This is a genomic window from Geodermatophilus sp. SYSU D01106, assembly GCF_054049995.1.
Window position 1 is genome coordinate 57,468 of sequence record NZ_JBJGYM010000004.1, and the last position, 15,310, is coordinate 72,777.

The window sequence follows — 15,310 nt, forward strand, 5'->3', positions numbered from 1 at the left end:
GACCCGTGCTGGGTCCCCGGCCCTCACCGGCGAGGTGCTGGAACGGCACCCTCCCGGGTCCCGCGCCGAGCTCGCGAGGCGTGGGGAGGAGGGGGTCCTTCGTCAGGCGATGCGGCGCATGGCGGTGATGCCGCCCATCGAGTCGACCGACACGACCTTCACCGGCACGCCGGAGGTGGAGGCGTGCACCATCTGGCCGTTGCCGATGTACATCGAGACGTGGCTGACCGGGCTGTAGTAGAAGATCAGGTCGCCCGGCTGCAGCTGCGACCGCGTGACCGCGGTGCCCATCTGCGACTGCATGCGGCTCGAGTGCGGGAGGCTGATCCCGGCCGCCGCGTAGGCGTACTGGGTCAGGCCCGAGCAGTCGAAGGCGTTCGGCCCGCCGGCGCCCCACACGTAGGGGTCGCCGACCTGCGCCAGCGCGGTCTGCACGGCGGCCTGCGCGGCGCCGCTGCCGCCACCGGCCGCCGCCACCGGGGCGGGCTGCGCCGCCGCGGCCCGACCGGCGGCCTGCGCGACCGGAGCGCTCTCGCCGGTGCTGCCACCGGCCGCCGCGGGAGCCGCGGCCTGCTCGGCCTCGCCGGCCTGCTGGGCGGCCAGGGCGGCCGCCTGCTGGGCGGCGGTCAGCGCGGCGAACTGCGCCTGGTAGTCGGCGATGTCCTCCTCGAGCCGCGCCTCCTGAGCGCTGAGGTCGTCGAGGGTGCGCTGCGCGTCGGCCTCGGCGGCGTCGGCGTCGGACTGCGCCTGCTGGGCGGCCGCGGCAGCCTCCCCGACCTCGGCGAGCACGTCGGTGGTGTGCCCGGCGATCTGGTCGAGGGTGGCCAGCGAGTTGACGAAGTCGTCGGCGGAGTCGCTGGTCATCAGCAGCTCGAGGCCGGCGAAGGTGTCGTTGCCGCCGGTCCACGCGGTGCGGGCGACCTCGCGGATCTGCCCGTCGAGGGCCTGCAGCTGGGCCTGCGCGTCGGCGAGCGCCTGGTCGGCGGCCGCGGCGGCGGCCTGCTGCTGCAGGACGGTCTCGCGGGCCTCGTTGACCTGCTCGGAGACGGCCTCCAGGCGGCGGCCGGCGTCGGCGGCGAGCTCGGCGGCCTGCTCCGGCGTGGTGGCCCGCTCCGGGTCGGCCACGGCGGTGCCGGGCAGGAGCGTCACGGTCAGCGCGGCGGTGGTGCCGACCAGCGCGACGCGGCCGAGGAGACGGCGGCGGGAGGGGCGGTGCGCCCCCGCGACACGGGCGGTGCTGCGGGACGCGGACTGTTCACGGGCATGCCCCAGGGAGGGGCGGGGGGTCGCCACGGGCGGCGGCTCTCCGTTTCTTCCTCAGCTACCGCCTACCGAGTTAGCTGACGGGTTCGGGCTGGGAAGACGTGCCCTATCTCTGGACCCCGGCGGACCGGTGTCCGTGAGAACTCACCCCAGTGCTGCGGTGGGTCCCCGGCTCACCTCGCGCACACCCGGGGGCGGCGTCCGGTGACTCGGCGGTGACCGGCCGAGGTCACCTCGCAGTGGGTGACGACCACCCGGCCGGACGCGGCCACAGTACGGACGTGATGCAGATGTGACAAACGCGGACCCCGGGAACTGTGAGAACACACACGGTGAGCAGTCGCGCCACTCCGGTGCGTGCCCGCCCGGGCCGTCACCTGCGTCTCAGCCGGTGCGGCGGCGCCCACCCGGCCGGGCCTCCCCCGCCGGCCGGTGACGCAGCGGAGGCACCAGGCCGCCGTCGGCCAGGGCGCGCACGGCGCGGCGCTCCACGTCGTCGAGGTCGACCACCACGCCCGCGAGGGGCGCGGCGGCGTCGCCCGTGGCGCGGGCGGTGGCGGCCGGGACCGGCGGCACCGGCAGCAGCACGGGCGCGGTGCCCAGCTCCGCCGGCGGCGCGCCGAGCAGCACGGTGACGACGCAGTCGGCGCAGCCGGTGCCGCGCACGGTGCACGAGTCGCAGTCGATGAGCATGGCGGTGTCCCTCCGGTGCCCCGCCGCGCGCCCGGGAGACCGGGCGACGGACGGGACGGGTCTCCCTGTCGGTTGGCCGGCACGCTAGGGACGGCCACCGACAGTCCGGCTCAGCTGCCCGCGTACTCCCAGTGCCAGGGCTCCTCGCGGCCGTTGCCCGGGTCGGCCCACGTGGGGTGCAGCCAGCCGAAGCGGCCGGCGTTGGCGACCATCCACGCGTACTGCGGGGTGCCGAAGGTGTCGATGCCGCCGCACAGGTCCACGGCCAGGCCCCAGCCGTGGTTGCTGGTGCCGGGCACTGCCGCGAGCGCCGGCTTCTCCCCGTAGAGCCGCACCTGCGAGGCGTAGGTGCGGTAGGAGTCGGTGATGCAGAGCGGCCCGCCGAACGCCGTCGCGTACGCGGCGCTCAGCGCCCGCCAGGCCGCCGCGGCGTCGCAGCGCAGCGCGTGCGAGCCGACGCCGATCGGGCACAGCGCGCTGGGCGGGATCAGGCCGTTGGGGTAGCCGCCCCACGAGCGCCCCCCGACGGAGCTCGGCGGGTAGACCGTGTTGCCGCACTCCACGCGCAGTGCGCCGCCGGTCGGGCCCGGCGGGGCCACCTCCGCGCGCGGGCCGAGGCTCGGCCGGCCGACGTGCAGCACCTGGTCGGCCGGCAACCGGCGGACGACGACCGCGCCGGCCCGCCCGTCGGCGGCCAGCATCGTCTGCCCGTCGAGGGCGATGCCCACGTGCCCGAGTCCCGACTCCGGCGTGCCGAGGAACACCAGGTCGCCGGGCAGCACGTCGGCGAGGTCGACCGGGGTCGTTCCCGCGAACAGCCCCGCCTGGTCGCCGGGCAGGTCGATCCCGGCGTCGCGGTAGACCGTCGACACCAGCGACCCGCAGTCCCAGGAGTCGGGCCCCGCCGTGCCGGGCGCGTACGGCCGGCCGAGGGCGTCCATCGCCGCGGTGACGGCGGCCAGCGTCTCGGCCGGCAGCACCAGCAGCGACGTGGGCTCCCGCGGGGACTGCGCCGCCCCGCGCTGGGCGCCGCCGGCCGCGGCGCCGACCGGCAGCAGCCCGCCGGGCAGCCCGGCCGCGGGGTCGAGCAGCACCGACGCCGGCGGGGCCGCGACCCCGGCCGCCGCGAGCTGGTCGAGGTACGCGCGCCAGTTGGCGGCCGTCTGGCGGTTGACGTCGGCCTGCTGGCGCTGCAGGTCCGACAGCTGCCGGTCGACGTCGCCGAGGGCCACGTCGAGCTCGTCGGTGACCGCCTCCGCGCTCGCCTGCAGCTCGGCCACCTGGCCGGACAGCCGGTCGGCCCGCTTCTGGGCCTCGGCCAGCGCGGCCTCGGCCGCCGTCCGATCGGCCACCGCGGCCCGGCGCTGCTGCTCCGCGGCGGTCACGGTGGCGGCGGTGTGGTCGTCGACGGCCTCGAGGTAGCCGAGGGCGGCGACGACGTCGCCCGGGTCGGCGCCGCTGAGCAGGACCGACAGCGGCGTCAGCGCACCGCCGTCCCGGTAGGCCGCCGAGGCGTAGCGGGCGACGACGGCCTGGTACCGCGCCAGCTCGCCCTCCGCGGCGGCGACGTCGGCACGGGCGGTGTCGGCGTCGGCCTGCGCGGCGGCCAGCGCCTGCTGCGCCGCGGTCACCTCGGCCTGCCGCTGCTGCAGGTCGGCCTGCACCTCGGCGGCGCGCTGCTGCAGCCGGTCCAGTGCCGCGCTGTCGAGGGTGCCGCTGGTGCCGCCGGGCTGGTCGCTGGGCGCCGCGGCGGCGGGGCCGGCGAGCGCGACCGCCAGGACCGCGGCGAGGGCGGCGACGCCGAGCGACGTCGCGCCGCGCCGGGACCGCGCACGCATCGGACCACCCTCACTGGACCGGACCCCCCTGGTCCGCCGGGCGATCGTCGTCCGGGCCGCGTCCGTGCCGCAACCGGTGCGGGCGCGCCTCCCCCGCCCGGGCGAGGACACGCCGGGCGCCGCGCCGGGGAGCCCGTCAGGACCCCCGCCCGGGAGCCGCCCCGGGACCGCCCCCGGGAGCCGCTCCGGGACCGCCTCCGGCAGCACCACCGGGGCCGCCTCCCCGGGACTGTCCGACCCCCGGCCTACCGTCCCGCCGTGCTCTTCCCCGCCAGCGGGGCCGGTTCCCGGCCGCCGCGACACGAGCAGGCACCCGCCCACGGCGACCGCCCGCTCCCCCGCACCCGGCCGGTCCCGCACGAGCCGCTGCCCTACGTGCAGGCGACGATCGACGAGCTCGGGACGCCGCTGGCCGGCGTCACCTTCGTGGTGGTCGACCTCGAGACCACCGGCGGGTCCCCGAAGGACTGCGCGATCACCGAGATCGGCGCGGTGAAGGTGCGCGGCGGGCAGGTGCTCGGGGAGTTCCAGACGCTGGTCGACCCGGGCTGCGAGGTGCCGCCCTACATCAGCGTGCTCACCGGGATCACGACGGCGATGGTGGCCACCGCGCCGCGCATCGACGCGGTCCTGCCGGCCTTCCTCGAGTTCGCCCGCGGCGCCGTCCTCGTCGCGCACAACGCCCCCTTCGACCTCGGGTTCCTCCGGGCCGCCTGCGAGCAGACCGGCACCGCCTGGCCCGCGGCCGCCTCGGTCGACACCGCCGTCCTGGCGCGCCGGCTGCTCAGCCGCGACGAGGTGCCCAACTGCAAGCTGGCCACCCTCGCGCCGTTCTTCTCCGCCACCACCTCGCCGTGCCACCGGGCGCTCGACGACGCCCGCGCGACCGTCGACGTCCTCCACGGCCTGTTCGAACGACTCGGCCCGCTCGGGGTGACGTCGCTGGAGGAGCTGACCGGGCTGACCCGGCAGGTCGACCCGGCGCGCCGCCGCAAGCGCCACCTCGCCGAGACCGTCCCGCACGGCCCCGGCGTCTACGTCTTCCGCGGCCCGCGCGACGAACCGCTCTACGTCGGCACGAGCAACGACCTGCGCACCCGCGTGCGCAGCTACTTCAACTCCAGCGAGCAGCGCAGCCGGATGACCGAGATGGTCGCCCTCGCCACCCGCGTCGACGCCGTCCCGTGCGCGCACGACCTGGAGGCCGCCGTCCGCGAGCTGCGGCTGATCGCCGAGCACAAGCCGCGCTACAACCGCCGGTCCCGCTTCCCCGAGCGGGCGCTGTGGCTGCGGCTGACGGAGGAGCCCTTCCCCCGGCTGTCGGCCGTCCGCCGGACGCGGCCGGGCGCCGGGGTCTTCCTCGGCCCGTTCGCCGACCGGCGCGCCGCCGACATGGCCATGGCCGCCGTCCACGAGGCGCTGCCGCTGCGGCAGTGCACCTCCCGGCTCTCGCCCCGGGTGACCACCAGCGCCTGCGCGCTGTTCGGCATGGGCCGCTGCGGAGGGCCGTGCACGGGCGCGCAGTCGGTCGCGGAGTACGCCCTCGTCGCCGAGGTGCTGCGCGCCGCCGTCGCCGGCGACCCGGGGGCGCTCGTCGGGCCCCTGCTCGAGCGGGTCGACCGGCTGGCCGCCGAGGAGCGCTACGAGGACGCCGCCGTGCTGCGCGACCGGGTCGCCGTGCTGGTGCGCGCCGTCCGCCGCCGGCAGCGGCTGGAGACGCTGGCCGCCGTCCCGGAGTTCGTGCTGGCCCGTCCCGACGGCGCCGGCGGCTGGCACCTGACGGTGGTGCGCCGCGGCAGGCTGGTCGCGGCCGGCGGCGCACCGCGCGCGACGTCGGTGCGCGACGCGCTGGCGCTGCTGCGGGCCACCGCGGAGACCGTGCCGGGCTCGGACGGCGAGCTGGCCGCCTCCGTCGACGAGACCGAGCTGGTGCTGCGCTGGATGGAGAAGCCCGGCACCCGCCTGGTCGAGGTCGACGGCACGCTGGCCTGCGCGGCGCCGGGCACGGGCGGCTTCAGCGGGTTCCTCGCCCGCGTCGAGGCCGGGCGGGCGCTGCGCGACCCGTTCGCCGACGGCCGCCGGCTCGGCACCCGCTCCCGGCCCGACCGCGTCGTCGTCGCCTGAGCGCCCGCGGGGCGGCGCCCCCGCGGCTAGAGTCCGGCAGCGTGATCACCGCCATCGTGATGGTCGACGCCGCCACCGACGCGATCCCTGAGGTGGCGGCCGCGATCGCCGACCTCGACGGCGTCAGCGAGGTCTACTCGACCGCCGGCGAGGTCGACCTGATCGCGATCGTGCGGGTCCGCGAGTTCGAACAGGTCGCCGAGGTGATCGCCGGGCGGATCAACAAGGTCCCCGGCGTCCTCGAGACCGAGACGCACATCGCCTTCCGCGCCTACTCCCGGCACGACCTGGAGGCTGCGTTCTCCGTGGGGCTCGAGAACGCCGACTGAGCCGGCGTCAGGCGCCGGCGGCCGCCCGGCTCACGTCCACCCAGCGCGCCAGCAGCGCCGCCGCCCGGCCGTCGTCGACGGCGGCCGCGGCCCGCCCGAGGCCGGCCGCCAGCACGTCGGGCAGCTCCCCGCCGCGCTCGTCGAAGGCTGCCAGCGCCGCGGCCGCGTTGAGCAGCACCGCGTCGCGCACCGGCCCGCGCTCGCCGTCGAGCACCCGGCGGAACACGTCGGCGTTGTGCGCCGGGTCCCCGCCGCGCAGCGCGTCCGGGCCGGCCGGCGCGATGCCGAGGGCGGCCGGGTCGACCGTCCCCGCCGTCACCGCGCCGTCGCGGGCCACCCACACCCGCGACGTCGTCGCGGTGGTGAGCTCGTCGAGGCCGTCGTCGCCGCGGAAGACCAGCGCGCGGGCACCCCGGCCGGCCACCACCTGCGCCAGCACCGGGGCCATCCGGGCGTCGGCGCAGCCGATCGCCGCGGCCACCGGCCGGGCCGGGTTGGTCAGCGGGCCGAGGAAGTTGAAGACCGTGCCGATGCCCATCTCCCGGCGCGGGGCGGCGGTGTGCCGGTAGCCGGGGTGGAAGACCGGCGCGAAGAAGAAGCCGATGCCGGCCTCGCGCACGCAGCGGGCCACCGCGGGGGCCGGCAGGTCGATGACGACGCCGAGCGCCTCGAGCACGTCGGCCGCCCCGGACGACGACGACGCCGCCCGGTTGCCGTGCTTGGCCACCGGCACCCCGGCGGCGGCGGTGACCACGGCGGCCATCGTGGAGATGTTGACGGTGTGCGCCCCGTCGCCGCCGGTCCCGACGATGTCGACGGTGGCCACCGGCAGGTCCACCGGCGTCGCCCGCTCGAGCATCGTGGCGGCGAGCCCCGCGACCTCGGCCGGCGCCTCGCCCTTGGCCCGCAGCGCCACGGCGAAGCCGGCGATCTGGGCAGCCGTCGCCTCCCCGGTCATGACCTCGCGCATCGCCCAGGCGGTGTCGTCGGCGCCGAGGTCCTCACCGGCCAGCAGGCGCGTCAGCAGGCCGGGCCACGTGGGTCCGGCAGCGGTGCGGGCGCTCACCGGCGGGCGGGACGGCGCAGCGGCGGCCGGGCCGCCCGCTCGCGCAGCAGCCCGGCGACGACCTGCGGCGCGGTCAGCGGGTCCACCGGCAGGGCCAGCGTCGCGTCGGCGCGCGACCAGTGCGCCAGCCAGCGGTCGGGCTGGCGGGCGATGAGCACGCACAGCGCGGGACGGTCGGCGACCTCGACGGTCAGCTGCCGCGACAGCGCCAGGCCGCCGGTCGGCTGCGCCTCCCCGTCGAGGATGCAGAGGTCCACCCCGCCGCCGTCGACGGTGTCGACGACGTCCTCGCCGGTGGCGCACTCGATCCAGGTCAGCGGCCCGACGTCGGGTGCCGGACGGCGTCCGACGGCGGTGCGGACGGCCTCGCGGACCTCCGGCCGCGAGCTGTAGACCAGGACGGTCGCCGGCGCAGCGCTGATGCCATCGCTCACACCCGGCAGCCTAGTGCCCACGGCCGTCCCGCCCGGGGGACGCGACCCCGTCCGGGGGACGGTCTCGGACCGGTCACGGCCCGGGCACGCCGTGCCACCCACGGTCGGCCCGTGTCGCCGGCCGATGCCATGATGGGCAGCGTGACAACGGCCCCCGTGGCGAGCAGCACCTTCGACACCTCGCGGGTGCACTCCCTGACCCGACCGAACATGGTCAGCGTCGGCACGATCATCTGGCTCTCCAGCGAGCTGATGTTCTTCGCCGGGCTGTTCGCCATGTACTTCACCGCGCGGGCGCGCGCGACCGACGGCTGGCCCCCGGAGCCGACGGAGCTGAACCTCCCGTACGCGCTGTTCTTCACCCTGATCCTGGTGGCCTCCTCGGTCACCTGCCAGATCGGGGTCTTCGCGGCGGAGAGCGGGAACGTCTACGGCCTGCGCCGGTGGTTCACGATCACCTTCGTCATGGGCCTGGTCTTCGTCCTCGCCCAGGCCAACGAGTACCGCGTGCTCGTCACCGAGCACGGCACGACGATCTCCAGCTCCACCTACGGCTCGGTCTTCTACCTGACGACCGGCTTCCACGCGCTGCACGTCATCGGTGGCCTCGTGGCCTTCGTGTACGTGCTCATCCGGTCCACCATGGGCCGGTTCACGCCGGCACAGGCGACCTCGGCGATCGTGGTCTCCTACTACTGGCACTTCGTCGACGTCGTGTGGGTCGGGCTCTTCGCCACGATCTACCTGATCCGCTAGGGAACCGGTGTCCACCACGAACCCCCAGTCCGAGACCCAGGCCGACGAGGTCGCGCCGCGGTCCCGCTGGTCGCGCCGGCGCCCCGCCGAGGGCACCCCGGCCGCGGCCGCCCGCGCCCGGCGCCGCTCCAAGCAGCGCCGCCGGCTGGCCAACGTCGCCGGCCTGATGGCCGCGCTGGTCCTCACCGGCGCCGTCTACTCGACCCTCGCCCCCGGCGCCCAGGCGGCCGACGAGGGCAGTGAGTCCAGCGCCGAGGCCGCCGGCCGCGAGCTGTACGAGCGCAGCTGCATCAGCTGCCACGGTGAGAACCTCGAGGGCGTGCCCAACCGCGGGCCCTCGCTCATCGGTGTCGGCGAGGCCGCCGTCTACTTCCAGGTGCACACCGGCCGCATGCCGCTGATCCGCCAGGAGGCCCAGGCCCCCGACAAGCCGGCGATCTTCTCCGACGAGGAGATCGACCAGCTGATGGCCTACGTCCAGGCCAACGGCGGCGGCCCGACCCTCCCGTCGGGCGACCTGCGCGACGGCGACCTGGCCGCCGGTGGCGAGCTGTTCCGCCTCAACTGCGCCCAGTGCCACAACTTCGTCGGTGAGGGCGGCGCGCTGTCCTCGGGCAAGTACGCGCCGAGCCTCGAGGACGCCAACGACCTCGAGATCTACACCGCGATGCTGAGCGGGCCGGAGAACATGCCGGTCTTCGGGGACAACCAGCTCACCCCCGAGGAGAAGCGCTCGATCATCAACTACGTGCAGACGATCACCGACATGCCGGACCCGGGTGGCGCGGGCATCGGCCGCATCGGCCCGGTCAGCGAGGGCCTGGTCATCTGGGTCGTCGGCGTCGCGGCCCTGCTGTTCGGGATCTTCTGGATGGGGAGCAAGGCGTGACCGCCAGCAACACCCGCCCCGGCACCACGGGCGGCGCGGACGTCCCCGGCCCGCTGCACGGCGGCCCGGACGACGACTACACCCCGGAGCAGCTCGCCGCGCTCCCCCGCGAGGAGCTCGACCGCCTCGGCGCGCGCTACGACGGCGTCGAGATCCTGCACGTCGAGCCCGGCCCCGAGCCGGGCTCGGCGCTCGAGAAGCGCGCCGTCCGCCAGGTCGGCACCATGTTCGCCCTGGCCGGCCTCTCGGCGTTCGCCTTCGTCGTCGTCTACGCCGGTGCCGGCTGGTTCCTCCCCAACTGGGAGTGGCAGCTCGGCAGCAGCACCTGGAGCGTGCTCTACACCCCGCTCCTGGGCCTGACGATGGCGCTGGCCTTCACCTTCTTCGGCGTGGGCCTGGTGCTCTACACCAAGAAGCTGCTGCCGCACGAGACCGCGGTGCAGGACAAGCACGACGGCTCGCACTTCGACCGCGTGACCACCGGCGCGACGCTGGTGGGCGGCCTGCACAACTCGGGCCTCAAGCGGCGCAAGCTGATCACCCGCAGCCTCGCCTTCATGGGCGGTGGCCTCGGCCTCATGCTGCTGGCCCCGCTCGGCGGTCTGATCAAGAACCCGAACCGCGGCAACCCCCTGGGGACGACGTCGTGGGCCGAGGGCGTGCGCCTGGTCCGCGACGACGGCACCCCGGTCCGCCCCGGCGACCAGGAGCCCGGCTCGCTGGAGACCGTCTTCCCGGCAGTCCCCGGCGGCAACCGGCAGACCGACGCGGCGACCATGCTCATCCGCCTCCGCCCGTCGCAGCAGGCCGATGCCAGCTTCCGCGCCGGCCAGGAGGACTTCGGCTACGGCGACTACGTCGCCTACTCGAAGATCTGCACGCACGCCGGCTGCCCGGTCTCGCTCTACGAGCAGGAGACCAGCCGGATCCTGTGCCCCTGCCACCAGTCGCAGTTCGACGTCACGCAGGGCGCGAAGCCCGTGTTCGGGCCCGCCACCCGGTCGCTGCCGCAGCTGCCCATCGCTGTCGACGACGAGGGCTTCTTCGTGGCGCGCAGCGACTACATTGAGGCCGTGGGTCCCACTTACTGGAACCGGGAGCGCATCTGATGGCTCGCACCGCCACCGCACCGGGAGCGCCCAAGACGCTCGCGGGCAGGGCCGCTCTCGAGGTCGACGACCGGCTCATCGTCGCCGGTCCGCTGCGCAGGACGCTGAACAAGGTCTTCCCCGACCACTGGTCGTTCCTGCTCGGGGAGATCGCGCTCTACTCGTTCATCATCCTGCTGCTGACCGGCACGTACCTGACGTTCTTCTTCCAGGCCTCGATGACCGAGGTCGTCTACGACGGCTCGTACGCGCCCCTGCGCGGTGTCGAGATGTCGATCGCCTACGCGTCGACGCTCGACATCTCCTTCGACGTCCGCGGTGGTCTGCTCATCCGGCAGATCCACCACTGGGCAGCGCTGCTGTTCATGGCGTCGATCGTCTGCCACATGCTGCGGATCTTCTTCACCGGCGCCTTCCGCCGGCCGCGCGAGACCAACTGGCTCATCGGTGTCGCGCTGCTGATCCTCGGCATCTTCGAGGGCTTCGCCGGCTACTCGATGCCCGACGACCTGCTCTCGGGCACCGGCCTGCGGATCATGTCGGCGATCATCCTGTCGATCCCCGTCATCGGGACCTGGGCCCACTGGGCGGTCTTCGGCGGCGACTACGTCGGCGACCTGATCGTCGGGCGGCTCTACATCGCCCACGTGCTGATCATCCCGGCGATCATCCTGGGCCTCATCGCGGTCCACCTGCTGATCCTGGTCAAGCAGAAGCACACGCAGTTCCCCGGCCCGGGCCGCACCGAGCACAACGTGGTCGGCAACCGCCTCTTCCCGACCTTCGCCGGGAAGGCCACCGGCCTGCTGCTCGTCGTCTTCGGCGTCTGCGCCGGCCTCGGCGGTCTGGTGCAGATCAACCCGCTGTGGCTGTGGGGCCCGTACAACCCGGCCCAGGTGTCCTCGGCGTCCCAGCCCGACTGGTACGTGATGTTCCTCGACGGGTCGACGCGTCTGTTCCCCGCCTGGGACATCTACCTCCCGGGGAACTACAACATCCCGGCGCTGTTCTGGCCGACCGTGGTGCTGCCCGGCATCATCTTCACGCTCCTGCTGGCCTACCCCATGCTCGAGCGGAAGCTGACCGGCGACACCGCGTCGCACCACCTCCTGCAGCGTCCGCGCGACGTGCCCGTGCGCACCTCGCTGGGCCTGATGGCCATCACGTTCTACGTGGTGCTGCTGCTCTCGGGTGCCAACGACGTCATCGCCGACAAGTTCGACATCAGCCTCAACGCGATGACCTGGATCGGCCGCATCGGCCTGATCATCCTGCCGCCCATCGCGTACGTGCTGACCTACCGGATCTGCCTCGGTCTGCAGCAGCACGACCGCGAGGTCCTCGAGCACGGCATCGAGACCGGTGTCATCCGCCGGCTGCCCCACGGTGAGTTCATCGAGGTGCACCAGCCGCTCGGCCCGGTCGACGAGCACGGCCACGGCCAGCTGGCCTACGGCGGCGCTCCGGTGCCCAAGAAGATGAACCAGGTCGGTGGCGCCCGCCGCGCCATCCGCGGGTTCTTCTCGCCGATCGAGGAGCCGCGCGCGGTCGAGCTCGAGCAGCGCGGTGAGGAGCGGGGTCTCGCCCCGGCCGACCCGCACCGCGAGCTGACCTCCAGCGGTCGCCCGTCCGAGGGCGGCCGTCCCTCCGAGGGCGGGCGCCCGTCCGAGGGTGGCCGGCCGCAGGAGCCGCGCGACTAGTCGCACCAGCACGCACAGCAGGGCCCCGGTGGATCTCCACCGGGGCCCTGCTGCATATCGGGGGCAGGACGCCGGGAGCAGGGACGCCGGGAGCAGGGACGCCGGGAGCAGGGACACACGGCCGGTGAACGGTGCCCGGGGAGCCCTCCCCCACCGACGGCGCGCCTGCTCCCGCACTCACCCACCGGTCGACGCTCCACCCGACACCCGACACCCGGCACCCGGCACCCGGCACCCGACACCCGGCGACCGGAGGCTTGGGCCACCCGCGTCGGGACTCCCCGCCCGACCGTGCCGGGGGCTGCGCCGCCGTGGCGGCTCCCGCGCGAAGTCGCAGGTGCGGTCGGCCTGGGACGGGACGCGGCCTGGGCGGGAGGGCAGCCGCCGACGGCTCCAGCGCCCGCCTGACGGTACCGCGCCGGGACCAGGCGACTCGGGGCCCGGCAAGGGGCCCACGGACCGTGCGCAGGCCCGGTGGTGGCCCGGCACCACGGCATCCCTGCCCGTCGATGCCCGTGCCGTCAGCGCGGTCGCAGGACCGCGGTCGGGGGCGCCGGCACGGCCGCTCCCAGCTCGACCACAGGCGGCAGCCCGCCCACCGGTCGACGGCCGCCGTCCTCCGCGCTCGGCCTGCACGGCACCGGTTCGCGGGGGCCGTGCCGGGTCGCCGTCAGCCCGCCCAGGACTGCGTCAGGACCTCGCCGCCGTCCCCGGCACCCGGCAGGTACCCGGGATCGCACGAGGGCCCCCTCCCGCGGTGCGGTAGGGGGCCCTCGACGAGACGGACGCTCAGCTGGACTGCGCGTTCTGCCCCACGTAGTACTCGAACAGCAGGCCGCCGACGGTGACCAGGAGGGCGACCGTGCCGATGGCGATGAGCCAGAAGTACCAGAACGCCAGGCCCAGGCCGGTGAGCGCGGCACCGACGGCGATGGCGAAGGGCCAGTAGCTCGCCGGGCTGAAGAAGCCCAGCTCACCGGCGCCCTCGGCGATCTCGGCGTCCTTGCGGTCCTCGGGACGGGCGTCGATGCGGCGCGAGACGAACCAGAAGAACCCGCCGATCAGGCCGGTCAGGCCGGCCGACAGCACCAGCGCGGTGGTGCCGATCGGCTCCCGCGACCAGAAGCCGTACACGGCGGCCGCGACGACGCAGAAGACCGCGATGAGGTTGAAGATGAGCGCTTCGACCTTCACGGTCGTCCTCCCTGCGCGACGTGGGTGCGGCCGGCGGCCGGGTCAGTCATTGGCCTGCTGGTAGTAGCCGTCGCCCACCCGGAACGGGCGGGTCGTGGTGGCCTCGCCCTCCTGGCCGATGGTCTCCAGCGCCTCGTAGGTGGTCTGGCCCTCCTCGCGCGCGGCGAGGTACGCCTCGTAGTCCTCGGCGCTGACGACGCGGACCTCGAAGTTCATGTACGCGTGGTAGCTGCCGCACAGCTCGGCGCACCGGCCGACGTAGGAGCCGGTCTCGTTGGCGTGCACCTCGAAGACGTTGTCGCGGCCGTTCTCGTTGCCCGGGATGACGTCGAGCTTGAAGAGGAACTCCGGCACCCAGAAGGAGTGGATGACGTCGGCGGAGGCGACCTCGAAGCGCACGTCCTGGTCGACCGGCATCACGAGGATCGGGATCTCGTCGGTGGCGCCGACGGTGTTCACCGGCTCGCCGTCGGCACCGGTGGTCTCCGGGTAGACGAACTGCCAGTTCCACTTGAACGCGTTGACCGCGATCGTGGTGTCGGGGTCGTCGCTGCGCTCCTGGACGTCGTTCTGCACGACGACCGTGAAGAAGAACAGGCCGGCGATGATGAGGAACGGGACGATCGAGTACGCGATCTCCAGCGGCAGGTTGTAGGCCGTCTGCCGCGGCAGCTCGTCGCCCTTCTTCCGGTGGACGATCACCGACCAGATGATCAGGCCCCACACGAGGAACCCGATGATGAGCGCCGCGATCACCGAGCCGGTCCACAGCTCGCGGACCACGGTGGCCTCCTCGGTCACCCCCTCGGGGAAACCGAAGCGCCAGAACTCGTTGTTCAGGTCGCACCCGGTGAGGGTCAGCACCCCCAGGAGACCGAGCGCGGCGACCCGCGCGAGCCTGCTGCGTCGAGCCACTGCTCGCTGCCTCCTCGTCCTCCGTCCGTGGAACCGGACGGCTCTGTCGGCGCGGCCTCGGACGGTTCCCGCCGAGGCCGGTGCGCCAGACCCCAGTCTGGGCCGAGACTAGCCGACCGCGCGAGGCGGCCGACGACCGGAGAGCGGGTACCGGCGGGTCGCCCGGGGCGTCCGGGACGGCGGTGACCAGGGTCGCGCCCGGGAGCCCGCCCGCGCCGCCGCCCCGCGCGCGGTGACGGTTAGAGTCGGATGCGTGTGGACGCGGCTGCTGACCCCCCGGTGGGTGCTGCTGCACCTGCTGGTCGCCGTCCTGTTCGTGGCCACCTTCTTCCTCGGCTACTGGCAGCTGACCAAGGCCGAGAACGGGGGCGGCGCGGTCAACTGGAGCTACGCGCTGCAGTGGCCGCTCTACGGCTTCATGGGCCTGTGGTTCTACGTGCGCATGGTGCGCGAGGAGCTGCGCCGCGATCCCGACGAGGACGCTCCCGGCAACTCGCTGGTGCTCTACCAGCGGCCGCGGATCGACACCACGGGCGACCCGGAGCTCGCGGCCTACAACGCCTACCTGGCCGAGCTCAACGAGCGCGCCCTGGGCCAGGAGAGCTCCCGTGGCCGCTGAGCCCACCGTCGCCTCCGACCGGCTGCCCCGGGCACTCGCCCGCCGCGTCGGGCAGGGCGTCCCCGCCGCGCTGCTGCGCTACCGGGTCATGGCCTGGATCGTCGGCGTCCTGCTCGTCGCGCTGATCCTGGTCGCCGTGCCGGTCAAGTACCTGGCCGAGATCGACGAGCCGGTCGCCGTCATCGGCACCGCCCACGGCTGGCTCTACGCCATCTTCTTCGTGACCGCCTGCGACCTCGCCCTGCGCGCCCGCTGGACGCTCAAGGGCACCGTCCTGGTGCTGCTCGCGGGCACCGTGCCCGTGCTGTCCTTCGTCGCCGAGCGCGTCGCCACCCGCAAGACCCGCGCCGGCGAGCGCGTCTGACCCTGTCCCGGCCCCCT

General features: G+C 74.7%; 15 protein-coding genes and 1 riboswitch. Of the genes, 8 read left to right on the plus strand and 7 right to left on the minus strand.

Annotated features, from left to right (window positions below; translation table 11 throughout):
* Positions 1-102 precede the first annotated feature (102 nt).
* The 3 genes from ACI78R_RS05695 to ACI78R_RS05705 form a co-directional block, all read right to left on the minus strand.
* The gene (locus tag ACI78R_RS05695; protein ID WP_457039942.1) at positions 103-1,149 is read right to left on the minus strand and encodes a C40 family peptidase; all 1,047 of its coding nucleotides are present in this window, start codon (positions 1,147-1,149) and stop codon (positions 103-105) included.
* Between the two features lie 161 nt (positions 1,150-1,310).
* Positions 1,311-1,488, minus strand: a riboswitch (cyclic di-AMP (ydaO/yuaA leader).
* A 159-nt stretch (positions 1,489-1,647) separates the two neighbouring features.
* Complete coding sequence (locus tag ACI78R_RS05700; protein ID WP_457039943.1) at positions 1,648-1,956, minus strand: hypothetical protein; 309 nt, start codon at positions 1,954-1,956, stop codon at positions 1,648-1,650.
* A 110-nt stretch (positions 1,957-2,066) separates the two neighbouring features.
* Complete coding sequence (locus ACI78R_RS05705; RefSeq protein ID WP_457039944.1) at positions 2,067-3,794, minus strand: NlpC/P60 family protein; 1,728 nt, start codon at positions 3,792-3,794, stop codon at positions 2,067-2,069.
* 258 nt (positions 3,795-4,052) lie between these two features.
* Between ACI78R_RS05705 and ACI78R_RS05710 the strand changes: the two genes are divergently transcribed.
* Positions 4,053-5,918, plus strand: coding sequence for a DEDD exonuclease domain-containing protein (locus ACI78R_RS05710; protein WP_457039945.1), 1,866 nt, complete (start codon positions 4,053-4,055; stop codon positions 5,916-5,918).
* Positions 5,919-5,959: 41 nt separating this feature from the next.
* Positions 5,960-6,247, plus strand: coding sequence for an Lrp/AsnC family transcriptional regulator (locus ACI78R_RS05715; protein ID WP_073422361.1), 288 nt, complete (start codon positions 5,960-5,962; stop codon positions 6,245-6,247).
* 7 nt (positions 6,248-6,254) lie between these two features.
* On the opposite strand, the gene trpD is transcribed toward ACI78R_RS05715, so the two are convergent.
* Both trpD and ACI78R_RS05725 read right to left on the minus strand, forming a co-directional pair.
* Entirely contained in the window at positions 6,255-7,313 is a 1,059-nt protein-coding gene (gene trpD, locus ACI78R_RS05720) for an anthranilate phosphoribosyltransferase (protein WP_073422360.1), read from the minus strand.
* Positions 7,310-7,747, minus strand: coding sequence for a hypothetical protein (locus ACI78R_RS05725; RefSeq protein ID WP_175562950.1), 438 nt, complete (start codon positions 7,745-7,747; stop codon positions 7,310-7,312). The genes trpD and ACI78R_RS05725 overlap by 4 nt, the downstream gene beginning before the upstream one ends.
* 132 nt (positions 7,748-7,879) lie before the next feature.
* Between ACI78R_RS05725 and ctaE the strand changes: the two genes are divergently transcribed.
* Genes ctaE through qcrB form a run of 4 tightly spaced genes read left to right on the plus strand, consistent with a single transcriptional unit; the run spans position 7,880 to position 12,201 of the window.
* Positions 7,880-8,503: an aa3-type cytochrome oxidase subunit III gene (gene ctaE / locus ACI78R_RS05730; RefSeq protein WP_336029952.1), complete on the plus strand. Its 624-nt coding sequence runs from the start codon at positions 7,880-7,882 to the stop codon at positions 8,501-8,503.
* Between the two features lie 7 nt (positions 8,504-8,510).
* Complete coding sequence (gene qcrC, locus ACI78R_RS05735; RefSeq protein WP_073422359.1) at positions 8,511-9,392, plus strand: cytochrome bc1 complex diheme cytochrome c subunit; 882 nt, start codon at positions 8,511-8,513, stop codon at positions 9,390-9,392.
* Entirely contained in the window at positions 9,389-10,501 is a 1,113-nt protein-coding gene (gene qcrA / locus ACI78R_RS05740; protein ID WP_083628976.1) for a cytochrome bc1 complex Rieske iron-sulfur subunit, read from the plus strand. Before qcrC ends, qcrA begins: the two co-directional genes overlap by 4 nt.
* Positions 10,501-12,201, plus strand: a complete 1,701-nt coding sequence (gene qcrB, locus ACI78R_RS05745; RefSeq protein ID WP_073422358.1) for a cytochrome bc1 complex cytochrome b subunit — start codon at positions 10,501-10,503, stop codon at positions 12,199-12,201. The genes qcrA and qcrB overlap by 1 nt, the downstream gene beginning before the upstream one ends.
* Positions 12,202-12,990: 789 nt before the next feature.
* Here qcrB and ACI78R_RS05750 read toward each other — a convergent pair.
* On the minus strand, positions 12,991-13,395 hold the full coding sequence (locus tag ACI78R_RS05750) for a cytochrome c oxidase subunit 4 (protein ID WP_073422357.1): 405 nt from the start codon (positions 13,393-13,395) through the stop codon (positions 12,991-12,993).
* 42 nt (positions 13,396-13,437) lie between these two features.
* On the minus strand, positions 13,438-14,310 hold the full coding sequence (gene ctaC / locus ACI78R_RS05755; RefSeq protein ID WP_073422356.1) for an aa3-type cytochrome oxidase subunit II: 873 nt from the start codon (positions 14,308-14,310) through the stop codon (positions 13,438-13,440).
* Between the two features lie 253 nt (positions 14,311-14,563).
* On the opposite strand from ctaC, the gene ACI78R_RS05760 reads away from it, so the two are divergent.
* Positions 14,564-14,929: a metalloprotease gene (locus ACI78R_RS05760; protein ID WP_073422355.1), complete on the plus strand. Its 366-nt coding sequence runs from the start codon at positions 14,564-14,566 to the stop codon at positions 14,927-14,929.
* Positions 14,919-15,293 (plus strand): DUF3817 domain-containing protein, encoded by a 375-nt coding sequence (locus ACI78R_RS05765; RefSeq protein WP_083628975.1) that lies wholly within the window; start codon positions 14,919-14,921, stop codon positions 15,291-15,293. Before ACI78R_RS05760 ends, ACI78R_RS05765 begins: the two co-directional genes overlap by 11 nt.
* Positions 15,294-15,310 lie beyond the last annotated feature (17 nt).

Excerpts from the sequence above, each read along its gene's own strand:
- ACI78R_RS05700 (WP_457039943.1), bottom strand. The coding sequence starts at position 1,956 with ATGCTCATCGACTGCGACTCGTGCACCGTGCGCGGCACCGGCTGCGCC.
- ACI78R_RS05705 (WP_457039944.1), bottom strand. The coding sequence starts at position 3,794 with ATGCGTGCGCGGTCCCGGCGCGGCGCGACGTCGCTCGGCGTCGCCGCC.
- ctaE (WP_336029952.1), top strand. The coding sequence starts at position 7,880 with ATGGGCAGCGTGACAACGGCCCCCGTGGCGAGCAGCACCTTCGACACC.
- qcrB (WP_073422358.1), top strand. The coding sequence starts at position 10,501 with ATGGCTCGCACCGCCACCGCACCGGGAGCGCCCAAGACGCTCGCGGGC.